Here is a 20,122-nt window from a genome sequence, read left to right on the forward strand (position 1 = left end):
CGCTTTCCGGCACTTTGCGCATCCGCGGCGGACGCTAAGATACTTCCATCTCCTCTAGCTTTTTCTTCTCCAGGGAATGAGCGACTTTCGCGTCGTGCGGATTCACGTCCTCACGACGCTTTTCTTTGCGCCTCGGATGACGCGCACAGCGGGCTACACTAGCCGCACGTTTTCATCCGCCACGCCATAGACCCGCCATGCCATCCCGCGATTCCGAGAGCGCCGCCTTGCAAGACCCGGCACTGCTGCGCCGATTGCTGCGCGCGAAGGATCGCATGGACGCGTCGTCGCACGAAGCGTGGCCGGTCAGCCGCCTGGCCGAAGTCAGCGGCGTATCCGAAGCGCATTTCGCGCGCTCGTTCAAGCGGGCGTTCGGCATTCCACCGCATCGCTATCTGTTGACGCGGCGCATCGAGCAGGCCGTCACGTTACTGCGCGATACCGATCTCGCCATCACCGATATCGCTTTCGTCACCGGCTGGGAAAGTCTCGGCACGTTCGGGCGCATCTTTCGCGACATCACCGGCTGCACGCCCGGCAAGATGCGAGTGAAGGCGCGCGCCGGCGATGCTTCGCTCGATCGCGTGCCGGCCTGCGTGCTGAAAGCCGCGCAACGTCCCGATCTGACGATCGCAGTTTTGGAGAAGCGGCGGCGCGGTGCGAAAGGTACAGTGCGGCCATCTTCAACGAAGGAGGTCACATGAACCAGGGCATCAGCGTGGTAGGCATCTATGTCGACGATCAGGACGAGGCGCTCGCGTTTTACGTCGACAAGCTCGGATTCCGCGTTCACACGGACGTGCGCAACGGCACGTATCGATGGCTCACCGTGCAGCATCCGGATCAGCCGTCGTTTCAGCTCGGGCTGTTCGCGCCCGGCCCGCCCGTTCACGACGATGCGACCGCGCAAACGCTGCGCGCGATGATCGCGAAGGGCGCGATGCCGCCGCTCGTGCTGTCGGTCGCGGATTGCCGCGCGGCTTACGAGCGGCTGAAGGCGGCTGGCGTGGAGTTCACGCAGGAGCCGGTCGATCGCTATGGCAGCGTCGATGCGGGCTTTCGCGATCCGGCGGGCAACGGCTGGAAGATGATTCAGGCGCCGCGCAACGAGCGCTGAAAGGGCGCGTCATCGGGACATGAACTGTCCGGATCGGCGGAGAAGATGAGGTCTGTTTTCGCACATTGTCACGAACATGACCGATACGCTCCTTCATCCTTCGCGAACCGGGCGCGACCGCCCGTACGACCCGCCCCGCGATACGCCCGCGCTCGTCCTGGCGTGGATCAGGCGCGCGCGTGAATCGCAGGTTCGTCACTATTCGATGGCCGACCGGCTCACGCGCTGCGGCCGGCGGCTCGGTCTTGCCGTCATCGGCATCACGGCGGCGACGGGCACGTCGGCGTTTCTGTCGCTCGTCGCGACGGTCGTGTCGCCCGATGTGCGCGTCGTCATCGGCATGACGAGTCTGAGCGCCGCGGTGCTGGCTTCGTTGCAGACCTTTCTCCGATACAGCGAGCGGGCGGAATTGCATCGCCGCGCGGGCGCGCAGTATGGCGCGGTGCGCCGACGGCTCGAAGCGATCCATGCCGCCGATCCTTCCATGCATGACGCGCGCGTCGTCGATGCGGTGCGCGACGAACTCGATCACATCGCGCAGAGCGCGCCGCATTTGCCGCGTGGGGTGGTTGCGAAGGGGTGAGGCTCAACGCCTGAAACACGCGCAAATCCCTGATTCGACTGATGAATATGGGTGTTCGAAAGGGGTTGTTTTCTCTTCCGAAACACTGCCCGGTATGCTACGGTGATTCGTATGTATTACTTGCGACCGGACGATCGCTGATTGTCGATCGGCCTTCCGAACTGATTCGGACGGAGTGGGACAATGGAACAGCGAGGCGATGGCTCGTCGCTTTATTTCGTCATCTGCCCCCGATGTGAAACCCTTTCATCAGTAGAAGAAAGTGTGTGCCCGTTTTGCGGCGCGGACCGGCATGGCGCCGTGCTGACGAAAGGCGCCGAAACGGCGCTACGGGCGGTCGAGGCGGCGCGCGGGGTGACGCGCCATTTTCAGGAACCGCGCGAAGTGGCCCGCGTGCGCTGGTTCGTGCGTCCGCGTGCCTACGGACCGCGCCTGCCCGCGCCGGTTTCTGCATCGAACGGCGCGGCGGTTCTGGGAGCGGAACGGTCGTCGAGTTCGATACTCGCGACTATCGCGATGGCCATCGTGGTTCTCGGCCTATGCTTTATCGCCCGCGCATACTTCGAGCAACGTGCATCGACGGCGCGCGCATCCGCGATGCCTGTCGCCGCCGCGGGCGTGGTCCGTCCGGCCGCGCCAAAAGCCGATATCGCCATGCCCAATCTGGACTCCGCCGACCGTCTCGCCGACGGCGCCGCGCGCGACGCGAGCCGTCCACCGGTCGAAGCCGCCTCGGCGCTGATTGCCGTCACCGCGTCGAGCAAGGACAGCGTGCATCAAGGCGTGGTCGCCGAACGTTCGGTCGATAAGAAGCTGGCTGCGCCCGTCGCGAAGCGCGTGACGAAGACCGCGTCGAAATCGCCATCGAAAGCTGCAACGAAAACTGCAGCAAAAACATCGAAGGTCACGCAAAAAACCGCCGCCGTATGCGCGCGCAAGTCCGACCGCGGATGCGCCGAGCGCACGCAACGTCACGCGTCGAAGCCGGAGTCGAAGCAGCGTCAGACGCGCGCGGCGCCGCGTGCGGCGCCGGCGGTCCGGGCAAAGTCGGATGAGAAGGAGTTTCAGAAAGTCGCGGCGATCCCGCAACCGGTGAGGCCCGCGATGACCGCCGACGATAGCTGGCGGCCCGGCAAGAGCAGGAACAAGAACTAGGCCGCGCTCATTCGACCAGTTTATTCGACCAGTTCCCAATGTTCGTCGACGGTCTTGTCGGTCACGCGGACCTTCGCGATCATCGGCGCATAGCCGCGCAGCTTGATCTCGTCGACGGCGAGACGCTCCGAGGGATAACGCTGCTGCGTCATGCGCGTGCCGTCGGGAAATTCCAGCGCATAGCCGTCGATAGGTCCCCACTGACCCTTCGGCATCGGTTCGATATAGACATTCTGCATCGCGTTTCTCCAGCTTGATTGGAAAGCAGCGGGCGGTTCGCGTCGGCGAATGTGCGCCTCTTGTATAAGAGGTTAGCGAAGAAAGCGCTCGCTCCGGCGGCGACGCGTGGTAGCGAATATTAAATAAAAAGCGATAAGAATCAGCGCACTAGCCGAACGCTCTCATGATGAGAAAGGCCATTCTCCGATGTGCAACCTCCGCCGTGCTGCCATGCAGCGTGCATTTTCGGAAAACGGACCTTCATCCCGCATCATGAAAATTCAGTGACTGACTGCCTCGTGACGATGCGCTTCGAGATAGTTGTTGACGGCCGGCGCGGCGTCCGCCATTACCGAGGCGAAGCGAAAGCCGTTTCGTCCCTTGCGCTTGGCCTCGTACATCGCGCGATCTGCGTCGCCGAGTATCGCTTCGGCGGACGTGTCATAGCCGCCCGCGCACATCGCGATGCCGACGCTCGTGCCGAGCAGCGCTTCCGCCTCGCCGAGCGCGAACGGCCGTCCGATCGCGCGGCAGATGTCCTGCGCGATCCGGCTGCACGCACTCGACGACGAAATGCCGCGCGCAAGCAGCACGAACTCATCGCCGGCGAGACGGCAGACGAGATCGCCTGCGCGCGTGGTTTTCTTCAGGCGCGCGGCGACCTGTCTGAGAAGCGCATCGCCGGCGTCGTGGCCGTGCTGGTCGTTGACGCTCTTGAAGCCGTCGAGGTCCATGAAGAAGAGCGCGAAGGGCACGGCGTCGTCGCGGGCGGCATCGATGCACAGCGCGAGTTGCTCGGCGAGCGCGCGGCGGTTCGGCAAGCCCGTGAGCGCATCGAGCATGACTTCGGAGCGCATCTGATTCTCGCGATGCTTGGTCTCGGTGATGTCCTGCGACATGATGTAAAAGCCGACGACTTCATCGCGCTGAAACTCGGGGATATACGTCGCGTTCCAGATGCGGCTCGGCGCGCCTTCGTAGACGATGTCCTCGTGCGACACGCGTTCGCCCGCCAGCACGCGCCGGAAGTAGGGCAGGCAGCGCTCGAACGTCGCCAAGCCGATCACCTCGCGCACGTGCGTTCCACGCAACGCGGAAGGCTCGACGCCGAACACCTCGCGATACACCTGATTGTTGAAGCGGTAGCGCAGGCCGGCGTCGACATGAGCGATCAGCACGGGCAGGTTGTCCGTGATCGTCTGCAGCGTGGCGCGGCTGCTCGTCAGCTCGCAGGTGCGTTCGAGCACACGCCGTTCGAGCTCCTGACGATAATCGCGCAACACCTGTTCGCTGTGCTTGCGGCTCGTGATGTCGTGCATCACGCTCACGAAGTGCAGCGGCCGGTTGCGGTCGTCGCGGATCAGCGCAACGGAGAGCTCGATCCACACCGGCTCGCCGTCGCGGCGGCGATAGCGTTTTTCGAGCGTATAAGTCTTGCGCGTGCCGTCGAGCAATTCGGCGACGTGCCGCAGATCGGTCGGAAGGTCCGCCTTCTCAGTGATCTGCTGGAAGGTCATCGAAACGAGTTCGTCGGCGCTGTAGCCGGTGATTTCGCAGAGCTTCGGATTGACTTCGACGAAGCGGCCATCCAGCGCGACGATCGCCTTGCCCGTCGGCGTCTGCTCGAAGATCGTGTGAAAGCGCGTTTCGGACAGGCGCAGCTTGCGGCGGTCGACTTCCTGCATCTGGCGCGTCTCTCGCGCGGCTTCGCGCTGCACGATCTCGCGCTCGACGGTCGCCGCGAGATCGCAGAGCGCAGCTTGCGCCGATGCGCTGAGCGTGCGCGGCCGCGTGTCGATCGCGCAGAGCGTGCCAAGCACGGGCCCGTGCGACGAGCGTAGCGGCACGCCCGCGTAGAAGCGCACGTGCGGCGCGCCGGTGACGAGCGGATTGCCGGCGAAGCGCGCATCGGCGTGCGTATCCTCGACGAGCAACAGGCGTTCGGAATGTACCGCGTGCGCGCAGAAGGACACATCGCGCGCGGTTTCGCATACATCGAGTCCGACGCGCGACTTGAACCACTGCCGGTTTTCATCGACGAGCGATATCAGCGCGATCGGCACCTGCAACAGTTCGGCAACGACGCGCGTCGCGCGGTCGAAGACTTCCTCCTGCGGCGTGTCGAGCAGATCCAGGCGGCGCAGCAATCGAAGCCGCTTTGCTTCTTCGGCGGGCAGAGGCGCCGCATGCCATTCGTGTACGGGTTGCAAGGTTATTCTCGTTTCGTTCGGGTTGCGTCCCGGATTGCCATCGGGCCCAATGCCACGATGAGCAATGTATCGAAATGTACGCAATCCCGATCCGCCGATCAAAGGCCCGCTTTTCCCTCAGTTCGCGGCATCTGCCTCACGCTCGAAAAGAGAACGGTCGTTCAAAGTCCGAGGCAGACGGCGCCGCCCGCGACCACCACGCACGCGAGCCAGCGTTTCGCGCTGACCGGCTCGCGCAGGAACACGCGGCCGATCAGCGCCGCGAACACCACGCTCGTCTCGCGCAACGCGGACACCGCGCCCATCGCGCCGGATTGCATCGCCCAGATGACGATGCCGTAGGCCGCAATCGACACGAGGCCGCCCGCGAGCGACGAACCGATGGCCATCGGCGCGTCCCTGAAGGGCGTCCAGAGTGCTGCCGCGCCGCGCCGCGCGATGAAAATGAGCGGCATGATCCAGTAGAACATGAACATCCACGCGGTGTAGGTGAGCGCTTCGCCGTCCGAAAGACGCACGCCGATTCCGTCGATCACCGTATAGATTGCGATGGTCACGCCGGTCGTCAGCGCGGCAAGCGCGCCCGCGCGCGATACGTGGCCGCCCTGCAATGCAAGCGCGATGATGCCGCCCGAGATCAGCACGATGCCCAGCGCGTGCAGCGGACCGATTGCCTCGTGCGCGAAGATTGCCGCGCCGAGCGTGACGAGCATCGGCGACGATCCGCGCGCGATCGGATAAGCCTGCGCGAGATCGCCGCGCCGGTACGAACGCACGAGGCTCACGTTGTAGACAATATGCACGAGCCCCGACGCGACGATGTACGGCCATGCGGCGCTCGCGGGCATCGGCAGATAAAAGACGACGAACGAGGACACGACGCCGATGGCGATGCTCATCCACGTCATCGAGAGAAAGCGGTCGCGATTGCCGTGGAGCATTGCGTTCCAGCTTGCATGCAGCACGGCTGCGAGGAGGACGACACCGCCGGTGTAGGTGAACATCGTTTATGTAGATTACGTGACGGGTATTTCATAGATTAACTATCTTGTACCCGGGCCACAAACCATATAAATTGCGCTGTCGCGTTAGAAAATCTCCTCTGAATGAGATCTGCATTGCCTTCGCTCAACGCGCTGCGCGCCTTCGAGGCGTCGGGGCGGCTCGGCAGCTTCAAGGAAGCGGCGGCCGAACTGCATGTGACGCACGGCGCGATCAGCCAGCAGGTGCGGCTGCTCGAAGCGTGGCTCGGCGCGCCCTTGTTCGAGCGTCATAACCGCCGCGTCGTGCTGACGCCGGCGGCGCGCGCGTATCTCGCGGAAATCGGACCGCTTTTCGCGCAGCTTGCACAGGCGACGGCGCGTTACGGCTTGCCGGAGGCCGTGTCGCGCACGCTCACGGTCAACGCGCCCGCCACCTTCACCTTGCGCTGGCTCGTGCCGAGGCTCGAACGATTCCGCGCGAATCATGCCGATGTCGAAGTGAGGATCGAAACGTCGAACGAGCCGGTCGAGCGTTTGAAGGACGCGTGCGATGTCGTCATTCGCGGCGGCCCCGACACGTTCTACGGCTACGTGATGCGGCCGTTCCTGACGGAAGAGCGCATGCCGGTGTGCAGCCCCGCGCTGTTGCGGCGTCTGCCCTTGCGCACGCCCGACGACATGCGGCGGCATACGCTGCTGCATACGTCGAGCTTGCCGCGCGTCTGGCCCGACTGGCTTGCACTCGTGAACCTGCCCGCGCTGACGCCCGCAGCGGTGCTGACTTTCGACCACTTCTATCTGACCTTGCAGGCGGCCGTCGATGGCATGGGCATCGCGATGGGGCCGAGCGCGCTCGTCGCCGACGATCTCGCCACGGGCCGGCTGGTCGCGCCGTTCGACGGTCCGCGTCTGCCGTCGCGAAGCTATTGCACCTATATCGCCGATGAAAAGGCGGGCAACGATCTCATCGTGCTGTTCCGCACGTGGCTGGAGGATGAAGGCGATGCGTTCGGGAGCGCGTGACATGCGGGCATCGAACTCGTGCGTTCGCGTGCTGGCGCTAGCGGCGATGATCTGCGGCTTCGGTGTATCGGCGCATGCGCAGAGCGCCGTGACCCTGTACGGAACGATCGATACGAGCATCGAAGTGACGAATCCTGGATCGTCGTGGACGCCGCGCATGGATTCGGGCGCGTATCGCGGCTCGCGCTTCGGCCTGCGCGGCTACGAGCAACTGAGCGCCGATACGCGTCTGCTCTTCGATCTCGAAAGCGGCTTCAATTCCGCCGATGGCACCTTCGCGACGGCCAACACGCTCTTCAACCGGCAGGCGTGGATCGGTCTCGGCGTGCCGTGGGGCGAGTTCCGCATGGGCCGTCAATATTCGCCGATCTACATTCCGTTCAAAGGCGGGCTCGATGCCTTCGGCGCGGGCACGATTGCGTCGGGTCTGAACAATCTGTCGAAGATCACGCCTTATACGAACAACGGCATCACGTATCTGTCGCCCGATGTTCACGGCTTCACGACGACGCTCATGGTCGCATTGCGCGACAGCGGCGACGGCAACGGACTCGCGGGCGACTACGAGACGTTCGCGTATCGCAACGGGCCGTTCCGCATTTCCTACGCGCATCAGCAGACGCAGGGCGACGCGGGCTTGCGCGCGAATCTCGGCGGCGTGTCGTATCGCATCGGCAAGACGACGGCGTTCGTGTCGTATTTCAATGGCGATGGCGGCGCGCCGCGCTATCACAGCGACGGCCTCGCGTTATCGATGCGCTATGCGGTCAGCCCGCGCCTGCGCGCATCGCTCGGCTATGCGTATGCACGCGATCGCTCCGGCGGCGACAACGATGCGGACCAGTTCAGCGTCGCGTGCGAGTACGACCTGTCGCCGAAGGTGCTGCTCTACGCGAGCGGCGCGATGCTGCGCAATCACGGCGACGCGACCTTCACGCTGCGCGGCGTGAACGTCGTCGGGATTCCGGCGGCTTATCCGGGCGCGCCGGTGCGCGGGGTGCAGGTCGGGATGATCGAGCGCTTCTGATCTTCGGTTGGCGATGCGTCATTCGGTGCGGGCGTGATGCTTGCTGGAACCTCAGCCATGCACATCGCCCGATGAAAGAGGCAGCTCATGACCACCCAGCACCACGATGACGACGCCGCCACTTACGACGCCTTCAAGGACCTCGTCAACATGACGCCTGCGCAACTCGACAAATGGCTAGCAACCGACGAGTCGCGCGAAGTCGGCCAGAAGAGCGGCGGCGGCGAATCGGTGGGGCACAAGTCGGGCCGACATATCATCGACATTCTCGGCAAGAAGAAAGCCGATCTCGGCGATGGCGACTACGCGCACATGCGCAAGGTCGTCGGCTATATCAAGCGGCATCTCGCGCAACGCCCGCACGAAGTCGAGCATTCGCACTGGCGTTACTCGCTGATGAACTGGGGCCACGATCCGCTGAAATAAGCCTCAGCCGGTGACGAAGACCGTGCGCATGCCGTCGTCATCGTCCCAGTGCGCGTCGAGTTCGGCGAGCGGCACGGCTTTCGCATCGACATGCAGCCCGCCTGACGCGGCGGCATCGAGCACGGCGCGCACGGTGACCAGCAGGCGCTCGAACGCGATACTGCCCAGCCCGCTGCCGATGAGCGTGATCGCGCTCGACCGGAGCACGGCGGCAGGCAACGCGATCTCGCCGCCGCTGATCGAGCCGATCTGCACGAAGCGCAGCGCGCGCTGCGCATCCGATGCCCGCGCCGCCGCCATCAGCATCGCGCGCGCGCTCGGTCCCCACAGATAGTCGAGCACGATATCGACGCCATCGGCGAAGCTTGCTTCGAGCGTGCGGTCCAGCGCGGCTTCGTCGTCGCCGAGCGGGATGATCGTATCGGCGCCCAGCGCGCGCAGCTTGTCCAGCACCGCCCGATTGCGTCCCGTCGCGATGATCCTGCCGGCGCCGAGTTGCTTCGCGACCTGAACCGCGAGTTGCCCGGACGCGCCCGTCGCGCCGTTTATCAGCACCGTTTCGCCGGCGACGAAACGCGCGCGCTCGGTGAGCGCCGCCCACGACGACATGCCGGGAATCGCGATCGCGGCGGCGGTGATGTCGTCGAGCGCGTCGGGCAGGGCGATGCACTGCGCGACGGCTGCGAGCGTGCGTTCGGCCATCGCACCGAAAGGCGCGGCGGGCGCGAAGAAATAGACGCGCGTGCCGTCGTCCAGCCGCCCGGCGCCATCGACGCCCGCGACGAACGGATACGTGCCCGTCGACGAATAATGCTGCCCGGAAGCCCGCGCGCGCGCCAGTTGGCTCAGCGCGGATGCGCCCACGCGCACGACGCAATGTCCGTCCGACGCGGCGGGTTCATCGAACTTGGCATAGACGGGCTTCTGTCCCGGCCCGCTGACGACTGCTGCTTTCATGCGATCACCTTTGCGTTGAATGTGCTTGATCGATGCAGCCAGTGTAGGCGTGCGCGATCGGCCGGTCTCCGGTATAAAGGCCAATCGATACCGCAATCCGGCCATGCACACACCGATCATCCGCGCGGACCTCGTGACGTCGCACGAAGGCCCGTTTCTCGCCGCCGCCGAACTCACGCAAGCCGGGCCGCGCGAAATGACCGCGCACAGTCACGCGCGCGGGCAGTTGATGGGCGCGCTGATCGGGCTGCTGTCGATCGGCGTCGATGCGCGGCAGTGGGTCGTGCCCGCGATCCACGCGATCTGGATTCCGCCGCATCGCGTGCATTCGGTGCGCTCGTTCGGGCCGTTCTCGGGCTGGAGCGTGTTCATCGCCGAGGCGCATTGCACGATGCTGCCTATGGAGCCGCGCGCGATCCGCACGACGCCGCTGCTGCGCGAGGCCGTGCATCGCGCGGCGACGTGGGCGGACGCGCCGCTCGAAGCCTCGCGGGCGCGCATTGCGGGCGTGATCGTCGACGAACTCGCGGCTGCATCCGAAGAGCCGCTGCATCTGCAACGTCCGCGCGATCCGGCGCTCGTGAAGATCACCGATGCGCTCGCGAACGATCTCTCCGACAACCGCCGTTTCGAGGAATGGGCGGCGTGGGCGGGCGTGTCGCCGCGCACGATGAGCCGCCGCTTCGTTGCGCATACCGGGCTGACGTTCGCGCAGTGGCGGCAGCAGGCCCGCATGCTGCGCGCGCTCGAACGCGTGGCCGATGGCGTGCCGGTCACGACGATCGCGCTCGAACTCGGCTACGGCAACATCAGCGCGTTCATCGACGTATTCCGCAAGACCTTCGGCACGACGCCGGGACGTTACATGACGACGCAAGATTGATCGCCGGACAGCCGCGCGAGCCGTTATCCTTGAAGAAAACGGAGCGAAAGCGGAGCGACACATGGACGAGACGAACTGGTACACGGAGGACGGTTGCTCGCTCGAAGACTTCGAGCGAGCGTTGAAACGCGATTCCCAAAGCAAGCCCGCGTTCGCGTCCGGCATCGCGCAGGGCATTCCGCTTTACGATTGCCGCGCGCTCGAGAACACGTTGAACGATGCGGCGGCGCGCATGGCGTTGCAGGCGGAGTGGGCGGCGGTCCTGCGCGACGGCGCGGGCGTGTTCGTGCTCGAACATGCGTATGCGGACACGCGTCCCGTCGACGAAGCCACAGAAATGTTCGAATCGATCATTCGCGGAGAACGTGAACGCGGCGCGAGCGCGGGCGATCACTTCGCGAAGGCGGGCGCGAACGATCGCATCTGGAATGCGCAGGAAAAGCTCTGTCTGCAGGCACCGCGCGTGTTTGCGCGTTACTTTGCGAACCGGTTCATCGAATGCGCGGCGCAGGCGTGGCTCGGGCCGGGTTTTCAGATGACATCGCAAGTCAATGTCGTGCGGCCTGGCGGCGACGCACAACAGGCGCATCGCGATTATCACCTCGGTTTCCAGACCGCCGATGAAGTGCGGCGCTATCCGGCGCACGTCCACGCGATGTCGCCGTATCTCACGTTGCAGGGCGCGGTCGCGCACAGCGACATGCCCGTCGAAAGCGGTCCGACCAAGCTGCTGCCGTTCTCGCAACGCTATGCGCCGGGATATCTCGCGTGGCGTCGCGCGGACTTCCGCGAGTACTTCGAGTCGCATTACGTGCAAGTGCCGCTCAAGAAGGGCGATGCGCTCTTCTTCAGCCCCGCGCTTTTTCATGCGGCGGGCGCGAACCGCACGCGCGATGTGCAGCGCATGGCGAACCTGCTGCAGGTTTCATCGGCGTATGGACGCGCAATGGAAACGCTCGATCGGGCGCGCATGTGCGAGGCGGTTTATCCGGTGCTGCTCGATTACAGATCGACGGCGCGTCTGAGCGATGAAGAGATCGATGCGGTGATTGCATCGTGCGCGGAAGGCTATGCGTTCCCGACGAACCTCGATCGCGATCCGCCGATCGGCGGGCTTGCGCCGAAGAGTCAGCAGGCGCTGTTGCGTCAGGCGCTCGATGAAGCGTGGGCTGTGGATATGTTGGTGAAGGCGTTGCAGGACAATGCCTGGCGGCGGAGTACGTAAAACCTACTCCTGATAAACCGCAGACAACACATTCTCCGCATCGGTCTTCGCGTTATCGAGCTGTACGAGACTCGCATGACGCGCGCCGAGTGGATCGCGATTCGCAATTGCTGTCAGAATCGCCTTGTGCCGAGGCAGCGACAGCGCATGCGTGTCCGGATGCCGGCTCGTCAGCTTGATCGACTCCGACAGCGCGAGCGACAACATGTGCCCGATATACATCAACATGTCGTTATGCGTCGCTGACATGATCGCGCGATGAAACTCCAGATCGGGCGCGAGCAACGCCTCGGGCGTGGGCGCATGCGACATGCGCTCGTACGCATCGCGAATGCGCGTGACATCCTCTTGCGTCGCATTCGATGCCGCAAGCGCCGCCGCCGCCGGTTCGACGATCCTGCGCACCACCAGCAGCGACTGAAAGAACTCGCCTTCGTGCACGCTGTTGATGGTCCAGAAGAGCACGTCGGGATCGAGCGTGTGCCATTCATCGCGTGCGCGCACGACGCTGCCAAGTCGCGGCTTCGAGAGCACGAGTCCTTTCGCGACCAGCACGCGCGTCGCTTCGCGCAACACGGGGCGGCTCACGCCATAGGCTTCGCACAGCTTTGCTTCGGCGGGCAGGCGATCGCCCGGCTGCAACTTGCCGCTCACGATATCGATGCCCAGTTCCTGCACGATGCGCGCGTGCATGCTTTTGCGGGGCTGTGGATGGCGATAGTCCATAACGTCGTCAGCGCTTCACCGCCGGGCGCTCGCCGAACGCGCGCTGCGACAGGCAGAACACGAGCAGCAGCGCGCCGACCGCGATCTTCGTCCACCAGGAACTGAGCGAGCCATCGAACGAAATCAGCGTCTGGATGATGCCGAGCAACAGCACGCCGAAGAGCGTGCCGATCACATAGCCGACGCCGCCCGCCAGAAGCGTGCCGCCGATCACGACGGAGGCGATCGCATCGAGTTCGAGGCCCATCGCGTGCAGGCCGTAGCCCGACAGCATGTAGAACGTGAACAGCACGCCGCCGAGCGACGAGCAGAAGCCCGACAACGCATACGCGCCGATCGTCGCCGCGTTCACGGGCAGGCCCATCAGCAGCGCGGATTGCGGATTGCCGCCGACCGCGTAGATCGTGCGGCCGAACGGCGTGTAATGCGCGATGAACACCGCCGCCGCGAGCACGGCGAGCGCGATCACCGCGCCGAGCGACAGCGACGCGCCGCTCATCACCGGAATGCGAATCTGCGACACGGCCGCGTACCACGGATCGGTGATGCTGATCGAATCGATGCTGATGAGATAGCACAGGCCGCGCGCGAGAAACATCCCGGCAAGCGTGACGATGAACGGCTGCAATCGAAAGCGCGCGATCAGCCAGCCCATCAGCGTGCCGAAGACGGTGCCCATCGCGAGCACGAGCGGAATCACGACGAGCGGATGCCAGCCCGCTTTCTCGACGAGCGCGGCGCAGACCATCGTCGTGAGCGCGATGACCGATCCGACCGACAGATCGATGCCGCCCGACAGAATCACGAACGTCTCGCCCACCGCGACGACGATCAGAAACGCATTGTCGATCAGCAGATTGAGAAAGACCTGCGGCGAGAAGAAGCCGGTGTACATCACCGAGCCGAGCACGGATACAGCGACGAACAGCGTGACCGTCGCGGCCAGCGGCAGATAGCGGCTGCGCGCGGCCTTGCGCGGCGGCGCAGGATCCTTGCGATGTTGCGTGAGCGTGCGCAGGTCCGAACTCATCGGCGCACCTCGCTATGGCCAGGCGCGGGGCGGCGCGCGAACTTCACGACCGTCGCGCGGAATTCGCCCGATTGCAGCATCATCACCGCGAACACGACGATCGCCTTCACCACGAGATTCACCTCCGGCGGCACGCCGAGCGAATAGATCAGATACGTGAGCGTCTGAATGATGAGCGCCCCGATCACGCTGCCCGCGAGCGTGAAGCGCCCGCCCGTCAGCGCGGTGCCGCCGAGCGTCACCGCGAGGATCGCATCGAGTTCGAGCAGCAGGCCCGCATTGTTGCCGTCGGCGCTCTTTACGTTCGAGCTGATGAGTATGCCCGCGACGCCCGCGCACAAGCCGCTGAACGCATACGCGCCGAGCGTGAGCCGCCTCGCCTGAACGCCCGCGACGCGCGCCGCGGTCGGATTGATGCCGATGGCCTGAAGGAAGAGCCCGAGCGCCGTGCGTGTGATCGCGAGATAGAGCAGCACGAAGACGAGCGCGACGATCCATATCGATGTCGGCAAGCCGAGCAGATAACCGCCGCCGAAGAAGAAGTAGGGCGAATAGTAGATCGTGATGATCTGGCCGTTCGTGATGAGTTGCGCGATGCCGCGTCCGGCGACCATCAGGATGAGCGTCGCGATGATCGGCTGCATGCCCGCGCGCGCGACGAGCAGGCCGTTCCACAAGCCGCACAGCAACGCGACGCCGAGCGCCGCCACGATCACGACGGGCAGCGCGAAGCGCGTGACGTTGCCCGCGACCGATCCGCCGATCGCCCATGCGGCAACCGCGCCCGCGATGGCGACGACCGCGCCCACGGATATGTCGATGCCGCGCGTCGCGATCACGATGGTCATGCCGAGCGCGACGACCGCGAGCGGCGCGGCGCGATTGAGAATGTCGACGAGACTGCCGTACACATGCCCGTTGCGCCACTCCACATGCAGAAAGCCCGGATTGAACGCCGCGTTCAGCGCGAGCAGCAGCGCGAGCGTGACGATCGGCCAGAGCAGCCGATGCTCCATCGCCGAGCGAAGCGTCATGCGTCGCACGCTGTCATCCATGTTCGGCTCCGATGAGTTCGCATACGGTGTCCTCGCTCGTGCCCGCCGGCAATTCGCCGACCTTGCGCCGGTCGCGCAACACGACGATGCGATTCGCGATACGCACGACCTCCGAGATCTCCGAGGAGATGAAGAGCACGGCCATGCCCGTCGATGCGAGCCGGAGTATCTCGTCCATGATTTCCTGTTTCGCGGCGACGTCGATGCCGCGTGTCGGCTCGTCGAGAATCAGCAGGCGCGGTTCGGTCGCGAGCCATCGCGCGATGAGCGCCTTCTGCTGATTGCCGCCGGACAACAGGCCGATAGGCATGTCGAGCGTCGCGGCCTTGATGCCGAGCGCGCGCACGAAACGTTCGGCGAGCGCGTTCTGTTCCGCGCGTGTGAGACAGCGCCGCGCGCCCATGCGCGCCTGCAACGCGAGCGCGATGTTCTCGCGCAGCGACAGTTCCGCGACGATGCCATCGGCCTTGCGCTCCTCGGGACAGAATGCGATGCCGTGACGGATCGCCTGCGCGGGCGTCGTGAACGAAACCGGCATGCCGTCGATGCGCAGTTCGCCTTCGTCGGGCTTCTCCAGTCCGAACAGCAGCTTCGCGAGTTCCGTGCGCCCCGAACCGAGCAGGCCCGCGACGCCGACCACTTCGCCCGCGCGCACGCGCAGATCGAGCGGCTGGAGCTGTCCTTTCTGGCCGAGGCCCGTGGCGTCGAGCAGCGCCGTTTCCTGCGTGGCCGTGTCGATGTCGTCGGGCGGTGTCTGACGCGCTTGCGCGGCGGCGAGTTCGCGCCCGAGCATCGCGGCGATGAGCGCCTGCGTGCCGAGTTCGCTTGCCCGCCATTCGCCCACGCGCCGGCTGTTGCGCAGCACGGTGATGCGGTCCGAGATCGCGTAGACCTGATTCAGAAAGTGCGTGACGAAGAGAATCGCGAGCCCTTGTTCGCGCAGGCGGCGCAGGACGTCGAAGAGACGGCGCACTTCGTCGTCGTCGAGGCTGGAGGTGGGCTCGTCGAGGATCAGCACTTTCGACGACAGCTTCAGCGCACGCGCGATCGCGACCATCTGCTGCACGGCGACGGAATAGCTCGTGAGCACGCGCGTCACGTCGATATCGAGCCCGATGCGCGCGAGCAGCTCACGCGCCTCGCGATGCGTCGTGTCCCAGTCGATGCGATAACCCGCGAGCGCGCCGCGCCGCGGAAAATAGCCGGCGAAGATGTTCTCCGCCACCGACAGATTCGGGCACAGATTAACTTCCTGATAGACCGTGCTGATGCCGAGCCGTCGCGCCGCGAGCGGCGAGTCGGGGCGGATCGCGCGGCCGTCGAGCAGGATCTCGCCGGCGTCGAGACTCACGACGCCGGTCAGCACCTTGATGAGCGTCGACTTGCCCGCGCCGTTCTGGCCCATGAGCGCGTGAACCTCACCCGGATAGAGCGTGAGGTTCACGTCCTGCAGCGCATGGACGCCGGCGAAGCGCTTGTCGATGCCGCGCAACTCCAAGACTGGCGATGTCATCGTCGCTCAATATTTGCGGTTGGGGAATTCCTTCGCCGCGACCTCCATCGGGAAGATGCTTTCCTGCGTCACGATGCGCTTGGGCACCGATTTGCCCGCCTTGATGTCCTTCACGACCGACATCAGTTGCGGCCCGAGCAGCGGACTGCATTCCACCGATACGTTGAGCTTGCCCGCCATCATCGCTTCGAACGCGCCCTTCACGCCGTCGACGGAAATGATGATGATGTCCTTGCCCGGCTTCATGCCCGCTTCCTCGATAGCCTGGATCGCGCCGATCGCCATGTCGTCGTTATGCGCGTAGAGCACGTTGATCTTCTTGCCTTCGGCCTTGAGGAACGCCTCCATCACTTCCTTGCCCTTCGCGCGCGTGAAGTCGCCGGTCTGCGAGCGGATGATCTTGAACTTCGGGTCGGACTTGATGATTTCCTCGAAGCCCTTCTTGCGATCGATCGCGGGCGCCGAGCCCACCGTGCCCTGCAACTCGACGATGTTGATCGGCCCTGCATTGCCTTTCTCTTTCTCGACGAGCCAGCGGCCTGCCTTGCGGCCTTCCTCGGTGAAGTCCGAGCCGATGAACGTCACGTAGAGCGTCTCGTCCTTGCTGCTGATCGCGCGATCCGTCAGCACGACGGGAATCTTCGCGTTCTTCGCCTCGACGAGCACGGTGTCCCAGCCGGTCTCGACGACGGGCGAGAACGCGATCACATCGACCTTTTGCGCGATATACGAGCGGATCGCCTTGATCTGGTTCTCCTGCTTCTGCTGCGCGTCGGAGAATTTCAGGTCGATCCCGGCATCCTTCGCGCTCGACTTGATCGACTCGGTGTTCGCGGTGCGCCATTCGCTCTCCGCGCCCACTTGCGCGAAACCGAGCACGATGGGCTTTTGCGCGAAAGCGGAAAGCGGGAGCATGGCGCCCAGCGGCGCGGCGGACAGCGCGACCAACACGGTGCGGCGTTTCATGTCAGTGGTTCCTCCATTCGTTGGCTATTTATCCGACCTTGTTCGAAGGATTCTGGAATAACCTGTTAATTCGTTCTTCTATTTATCTCGCCGCCATTCCGGTATTTGGGTTTTGATCGTTCGATGCAACCGGCGTCGAGATAGATTGACTATATGAAGGTATTTGGCCTCTTTGCATTCACGTTAACCCGCTTTGAGCGCGGAAACAGTAATACGATCTCGCGTCGTGCATTGCGGCGCAGCATCGCATTTCAAGCTGCGAAATAGCTGGTAAGCGCTCGTAAGCACTCGAGGAAAGCGCGTGTTGATCGGCTGATCGCCGCAGTGCGTGCCCGGAGAAGATTGCGTCCGTTGCAATCCGCAACGGTCTCTCATCTTCGAGGAGCATGCAGCATGAACGTCACCGGCCCGAGCACACAACACACGACGCAGGCGCTGCCGCACGCGCAGTCCATCAAACGCGCCACCGACACGCCCGCATTGCCGACCGGCACGCCCGATCTCAAGACGCCGTCGAGCAATCCGGCGCATCTCGGCAGCCATGTCGACACGACCGCGTAATCATGCCGTCGTCCTTTCGTCTCGCGCTCGCCTGCGCCGCGCTCGCCGCATTCCCGTTCATGCTCGATGGCTGCGCGCTCGCCGCGCTGCCGTGCCGTGCGACATCGGCGGTGCTGAAGATCGTGCCCGTCGTGGGTCATGCCGCGTCCACGCCGTTCGATGCCTGCGCTACCGCCATCGACTGATATGAAGCGAACGTTACTCCGCAGCGCGCTCTCCGTTTGCATGGCGATCCCCGCGCTCGCCGCTGCGCAAAAGCCTTTCGATTTTCGCGGACTGCCGCTCGGCATCGCGCTCGATGCGTTCCGCCGCGACGAACCCGCGCGCGCCACGCCGCCCGGCAGCGTCGCGGTATGCGACACGGACATCGAAGCGGCATCGCTCGGCATGGTGCTGCGCGATGCGCACAGCCTGAGCATCGCGTGCAAGTGGGCGCATCGCACGCAGACGGGCTGGAGCGCATCGCTGGCCGTCGTCGATGGCGTGCCCGCGCGCGATCACGTGCTGCGCTTCATGGCGATGCCGGGCGATGCGTCGCCGCGGCTTTACCGGATGTCGTTCGTGATCGATGCACACGTCGCCGATGACTTCGCCAACGGGCTGTCGTCGAGATTCGGACAAGGACGCGTCGAGCGCGCGAACGGCTATCGAACGCAAACGTGGGAGAACGCGACGAGTTCGATCACGCTGGAAGCGAACGGCGCGGCGGCGTCGGCGCGCGTGATCTATCGGCTCAAAGCGTATGAAGCGTGGCTGCGCGATACGACCGCCCGCTGGCGTCTTGCCGCCGTGCACGACGCGCCCTGAATCGAAGGAGAGGATTGTTCATGAAACTGGCGTCATTGCCTTGCGCGGTGCTCGTACTTGCCGCGTGCTCGTCATCGACGGAATCGCGCTCGATCGTCGAGATGCCCACGTATGCGCCGGCGGTCTCGCAGCCGGTCAACGTCAACACATTGGGCGCAATCTATCAGGCGGGATCGTCGGTGTCGCTTTACGAGACATCGCGGGCGCAGAAGGTCGGCGACGTGTTGACGATCCGTCTGGCGGAGTCGTATCAAGGTAGCAATTCCGCCGATGCCGCCGCGAGCCGCGCGAGCAGCATCAGCGCCGAGGCCGCCGACAAGTCGAGCGGCGCGGCGGCGCGGCTTGCGCGCCTGTTCAACGTAGGCACGGCGGATACGTCGTTCAAGGGCAACGGCAAGACGAGCAATCTTTCGGCGATGAGCGGCACGCTCGCGGTGTCGGTGATCGGCGCGTTGCCGGGCGGCAATCTCGTCGTCGCGGGCGACAAGATCATTGCGATGAGCGGCAATCAGGATCGTCTGCGCTTCTCGGGCATCGTGAATCCGAAGGATATCGAGGCGGGCAATTACGTCGCGTCGAACAAGGTCGCGAATGCGCGCATCGAACAGGCGGGCGTCGGCATGCTCGCCGACTCGACGACGATGGGCTGGCTGCAACGGCTGTTTATGAATGTGCTGACGTTCTGACGTTGCGCCAGCTACGCTTGCGCGCACGCCGCAATGCGTCCGGCCGCCGTTGGATCGCCGTGCGGCACGAAAATATAGCCTTGGCCCCACACGGTCTGCACATAGCGCGGTTCCGACGGATCGATTTCGAGCAGACGACGCAGACGCCAGATCGCGACATCGAGACTGCGATCGCGATGCGCGCCGTTGCCGCGCATCTTCTCGTTGAGCTCGGCGCGCGTGAGCACGACCATCGCGTTCTTCACGAGCGTCTTGAGCAGCGCGAATTCGCCCGAACGCAACGCGATGCGCTCGCCGCCGCGGCGCAATTCGCGCGCGCCGAAGTCCACTTCGAACGGGCCGAAGCGATACGCAGGGCGCATCTCGGGCGCGCTCGCCGCATGGGAAGGCGCGGGCTCGCGGCGACGCAGGATCGTGCGGATGCGCGCGAGCAGTTCGCGCGGATCGAAGGGCTTGCCGAGATAATCGTCCGCACCGAGTTCGAGGCCGATCACGCGATCGAGCACGTCCGAGCGCGCCGTCAGAAGAATCACGGGAATATCGTCGCGGGCGTTGCGCAATTCACGTAACGCGCTGATGCCGTCCTTGCCGGGCATCATCACGTCGAGGACGACCATCGCGGGGCGCTCGGCCTGCACGCGGCGCTTCAGTTCCGTGCCGTCGCTGAGAACGGAGACATCGAAGCCATGCTGCTGCAGATAATCGCGGACATGGTCGCGTACGACGGGATCGTCGTCGACCATCAGTACATGTGGTGTCATCCGCGAATTCTAAGCGCAAGGCAAACGCCATCGCGCCGGTCGCGAACTTACCGTTTCTTTCCGTTACGGCGTGTTTCACCGGTTGGTACATAGCCGCTTCTCGCGCGTGCGAGGCTCCGCGCGGAAATAGCACGCGCGTGCAGCGCCGGTTCATCGGCTGAAAGACGCATGCGGTAAGAATCCGTAATGTCGCGCCGGACGTGCGACGC

23 protein-coding genes are annotated in these 20,122 nt (G+C 64.6%); 13 read left to right on the plus strand and 10 right to left on the minus strand.

Translation table 11 applies throughout. From position 1 onward, the window contains the following. The first annotated feature begins 197 nt into the window (after nt 1-197). From AWB77_RS10180 to AWB77_RS10195, 4 genes are all read left to right on the plus strand, one after another. Nucleotides 198-704: a helix-turn-helix transcriptional regulator gene (locus AWB77_RS10180; protein ID WP_061134300.1), complete on the plus strand. Its 507-nt coding sequence runs from the start codon at nt 198-200 to the stop codon at nt 702-704. Then, nucleotides 701-1,117 (plus strand): VOC family protein, encoded by a 417-nt coding sequence (locus AWB77_RS10185; RefSeq protein ID WP_061134301.1) that lies wholly within the window; start codon nt 701-703, stop codon nt 1,115-1,117. Before AWB77_RS10180 ends, AWB77_RS10185 begins: the two co-directional genes overlap by 4 nt. Before the next feature lie 76 nt (nt 1,118-1,193). Further along, on the plus strand, nt 1,194-1,700 hold the full coding sequence (locus AWB77_RS10190) for an SLATT domain-containing protein (RefSeq protein WP_061134302.1): 507 nt from the start codon (nt 1,194-1,196) through the stop codon (nt 1,698-1,700). Between the two features lie 300 nt (nt 1,701-2,000). Further along, entirely contained in the window at nt 2,001-2,855 is an 855-nt protein-coding gene (locus tag AWB77_RS10195; RefSeq protein ID WP_157694790.1) for a hypothetical protein, read from the plus strand. A 20-nt stretch (nt 2,856-2,875) separates the two neighbouring features. On the opposite strand, the gene AWB77_RS10200 is transcribed toward AWB77_RS10195, so the two are convergent. The 3 genes from AWB77_RS10200 to AWB77_RS10210 all read right to left on the minus strand — a co-directional run bounded on the left by AWB77_RS10200 (nt 2,876) and on the right by AWB77_RS10210 (nt 6,288). Then, nucleotides 2,876-3,094 carry a hypothetical protein gene (locus AWB77_RS10200; protein ID WP_061134304.1) on the minus strand — a complete coding sequence of 73 codons (219 nt, stop codon included), beginning with the start codon at nt 3,092-3,094 and terminating at the stop codon, nt 2,876-2,878. A 261-nt stretch (nt 3,095-3,355) separates the two neighbouring features. After that, the gene (locus AWB77_RS10205; RefSeq protein WP_061134305.1) at nt 3,356-5,284 is read right to left on the minus strand and encodes a sensor domain-containing diguanylate cyclase; all 1,929 of its coding nucleotides are present in this window, start codon (nt 5,282-5,284) and stop codon (nt 3,356-3,358) included. Nucleotides 5,285-5,445: 161 nt separating this feature from the next. Continuing rightward, nucleotides 5,446-6,288 (minus strand): EamA family transporter, encoded by an 843-nt coding sequence (locus tag AWB77_RS10210; RefSeq protein ID WP_061134306.1) that lies wholly within the window; start codon nt 6,286-6,288, stop codon nt 5,446-5,448. A 102-nt stretch (nt 6,289-6,390) separates the two neighbouring features. On the opposite strand from AWB77_RS10210, the gene gcvA reads away from it, so the two are divergent. The 3 genes from gcvA to AWB77_RS10225 all read left to right on the plus strand — a co-directional run bounded on the left by gcvA (nt 6,391) and on the right by AWB77_RS10225 (nt 8,743). Then, on the plus strand, nt 6,391-7,290 hold the full coding sequence (gene gcvA / locus AWB77_RS10215; RefSeq protein ID WP_061134307.1) for a transcriptional regulator GcvA: 900 nt from the start codon (nt 6,391-6,393) through the stop codon (nt 7,288-7,290). Nucleotide 7,291: 1 nt separating this feature from the next. Further along, on the plus strand, nt 7,292-8,317 hold the full coding sequence (locus AWB77_RS10220) for a porin (protein ID WP_096031115.1): 1,026 nt from the start codon (nt 7,292-7,294) through the stop codon (nt 8,315-8,317). A gap of 87 nt (nt 8,318-8,404) precedes the next feature. Further along, nucleotides 8,405-8,743, plus strand: a complete 339-nt coding sequence (locus tag AWB77_RS10225) for a DUF3140 domain-containing protein (RefSeq protein WP_061134309.1) — start codon at nt 8,405-8,407, stop codon at nt 8,741-8,743. A 3-nt stretch (nt 8,744-8,746) separates the two neighbouring features. Here the strand turns inward: AWB77_RS10225 and AWB77_RS10230 are convergent, their stop codons facing one another. Next, nucleotides 8,747-9,700, minus strand: a complete 954-nt coding sequence (locus AWB77_RS10230; protein ID WP_061134310.1) for a quinone oxidoreductase family protein — start codon at nt 9,698-9,700, stop codon at nt 8,747-8,749. Between the two features lie 103 nt (nt 9,701-9,803). Here AWB77_RS10230 and AWB77_RS10235 point away from each other — a divergent pair, with 103 nt between their 5' ends. Together AWB77_RS10235 and AWB77_RS10240 are read left to right on the plus strand one after the other, a co-directional pair. After that, nucleotides 9,804-10,583, plus strand: a complete 780-nt coding sequence (locus AWB77_RS10235; RefSeq protein ID WP_061134311.1) for an AraC family transcriptional regulator — start codon at nt 9,804-9,806, stop codon at nt 10,581-10,583. Between the two features lie 61 nt (nt 10,584-10,644). Then, nucleotides 10,645-11,808, plus strand: a complete 1,164-nt coding sequence (locus AWB77_RS10240; RefSeq protein WP_061134312.1) for a phytanoyl-CoA dioxygenase family protein — start codon at nt 10,645-10,647, stop codon at nt 11,806-11,808. A 3-nt stretch (nt 11,809-11,811) separates the two neighbouring features. On the opposite strand, the gene AWB77_RS10245 is transcribed toward AWB77_RS10240, so the two are convergent. Genes AWB77_RS10245 through AWB77_RS10265 form a run of 5 tightly spaced genes read right to left on the minus strand, consistent with a single transcriptional unit; the run spans nt 11,812 to nt 17,098 of the window. Next, entirely contained in the window at nt 11,812-12,534 is a 723-nt protein-coding gene (locus AWB77_RS10245) for a FadR/GntR family transcriptional regulator (protein ID WP_061134313.1), read from the minus strand. A 7-nt stretch (nt 12,535-12,541) separates the two neighbouring features. Next, the gene (gene yjfF / locus AWB77_RS10250; protein ID WP_096031110.1) at nt 12,542-13,564 is read right to left on the minus strand and encodes a galactofuranose ABC transporter, permease protein YjfF; all 1,023 of its coding nucleotides are present in this window, start codon (nt 13,562-13,564) and stop codon (nt 12,542-12,544) included. Then, nucleotides 13,561-14,619, minus strand: coding sequence for an ABC transporter permease (locus tag AWB77_RS10255; protein ID WP_061134314.1), 1,059 nt, complete (start codon nt 14,617-14,619; stop codon nt 13,561-13,563). The genes yjfF and AWB77_RS10255 overlap by 4 nt, the downstream gene beginning before the upstream one ends. After that, entirely contained in the window at nt 14,612-16,132 is a 1,521-nt protein-coding gene (locus AWB77_RS10260; protein WP_061134315.1) for a sugar ABC transporter ATP-binding protein, read from the minus strand. The genes AWB77_RS10255 and AWB77_RS10260 overlap by 8 nt, the downstream gene beginning before the upstream one ends. Before the next feature lie 6 nt (nt 16,133-16,138). Then, nucleotides 16,139-17,098, minus strand: a complete 960-nt coding sequence (locus AWB77_RS10265) for an ABC transporter substrate-binding protein (RefSeq protein ID WP_061134316.1) — start codon at nt 17,096-17,098, stop codon at nt 16,139-16,141. Between the two features lie 393 nt (nt 17,099-17,491). On the opposite strand from AWB77_RS10265, the gene AWB77_RS35715 reads away from it, so the two are divergent. The 4 genes from AWB77_RS35715 to AWB77_RS10280 are packed head-to-tail and all read left to right on the plus strand — an operon-like array spanning nt 17,492 to nt 19,152. Continuing rightward, the gene (locus AWB77_RS35715; protein ID WP_157694791.1) at nt 17,492-17,659 is read left to right on the plus strand and encodes a hypothetical protein; all 168 of its coding nucleotides are present in this window, start codon (nt 17,492-17,494) and stop codon (nt 17,657-17,659) included. Between the two features lie 2 nt (nt 17,660-17,661). After that, entirely contained in the window at nt 17,662-17,844 is a 183-nt protein-coding gene (locus AWB77_RS10270) for a DUF6726 family protein (RefSeq protein WP_061134317.1), read from the plus strand. A gap of 1 nt (nt 17,845) precedes the next feature. Continuing rightward, nucleotides 17,846-18,466: a hypothetical protein gene (locus AWB77_RS10275; protein WP_061134318.1), complete on the plus strand. Its 621-nt coding sequence runs from the start codon at nt 17,846-17,848 to the stop codon at nt 18,464-18,466. Nucleotides 18,467-18,486: 20 nt separating this feature from the next. After that, entirely contained in the window at nt 18,487-19,152 is a 666-nt protein-coding gene (locus AWB77_RS10280; protein WP_061134319.1) for a flagellar basal body L-ring protein FlgH, read from the plus strand. 11 nt (nt 19,153-19,163) lie between these two features. Here the strand turns inward: AWB77_RS10280 and AWB77_RS10285 are convergent, their stop codons facing one another. Then, the gene (locus AWB77_RS10285; RefSeq protein ID WP_061134320.1) at nt 19,164-19,913 is read right to left on the minus strand and encodes a response regulator; all 750 of its coding nucleotides are present in this window, start codon (nt 19,911-19,913) and stop codon (nt 19,164-19,166) included. Between the last annotated feature and the right edge of the window lie 209 nt (nt 19,914-20,122).

The sequence above is a fragment of the Caballeronia fortuita genome (genome assembly GCF_001544835.2).
Classification (GTDB): Bacteria; Pseudomonadota; Gammaproteobacteria; order Burkholderiales; family Burkholderiaceae; genus Caballeronia; species Caballeronia fortuita.